General features: G+C 34.4%; 1 protein-coding gene. It reads right to left on the bottom strand.

Annotated features, from left to right (window positions below):
- Positions 1-82: 82 nt before the first annotated feature.
- A partial coding sequence (locus V7014_RS07740) for a DUF2225 domain-containing protein (protein ID WP_335505850.1) occupies positions 83-814 on the bottom strand: 732 nt, incomplete at its 5' end.

The raw sequence follows: 814 nt of genomic DNA on the forward strand, positions 1-814 counted from the left end.
TTTAAGTGGGAGATTAAGCGCCAGTTAGAACCCGATTGGTTCAACTAATAATCGGTGGGAGATGGATGAAAACGCCCACCGATTAAAGTTTCACTTTATCTTGTTTCTTAGATTCTTTCATTTCATGATATCTTTCTACTGCCATATCAACTAGTTTTGTTTCAACGGTTCTTTTTCTTCTTTCGATAACCATTGAGAAATACTTTACTGCCTCATCATACCGATTTGTTCTTCTCGATAACTCACCTAGCAAGTAGAGTATACGTACATCTGAAACTTGTGTGCCCTTATAGTCTTCATTTGAATAGGAATTGGAATATTCGTCAATTGCCATCTTCATAAAACGTTGTTCTTTCTCGTGTTGATTAATCATTCGATAGAGCCAAGCTGTTCGTAAATGTAATCCAGCGATTACAATATGTTTTTCTTTCTTTAATGATGCTACATAAGCTGCTAATTTATAAGTTTGTATAGCGGCAGGGATCGTTCTTTCTTGACTAAAATTATGCGGTGTCCAATGAGATTGTATTTTCTCTTGAATAGCTTCTTTAGTAGATGGTGGAAAGTACTTGGAGAAATCTTCAGAATAAGAATAACCACAATCAGGACATACAAAAATATTATAAAGTAGACCGTTTACACTTCCCTCTTCATAGGTGGGGCAAAAGTCTGTATCGTAAGTGTTTACTTTAATAAATTTAGTTCGAACTTTTTTTGATGTGAAATTTGCACTACATATGGGGCATTGAAGTTGTTTGTCGTATAAAGGTTCTATATTTTTCATCTTAAACCTCTCTTTTGTGTGGTAATATTT

It is taken from the genome of Bacillus sp. JJ722, assembly GCF_036963345.1.
Taxonomy (GTDB): domain Bacteria; phylum Bacillota; class Bacilli; order Bacillales; family DSM-1321; genus Bacillus_AD.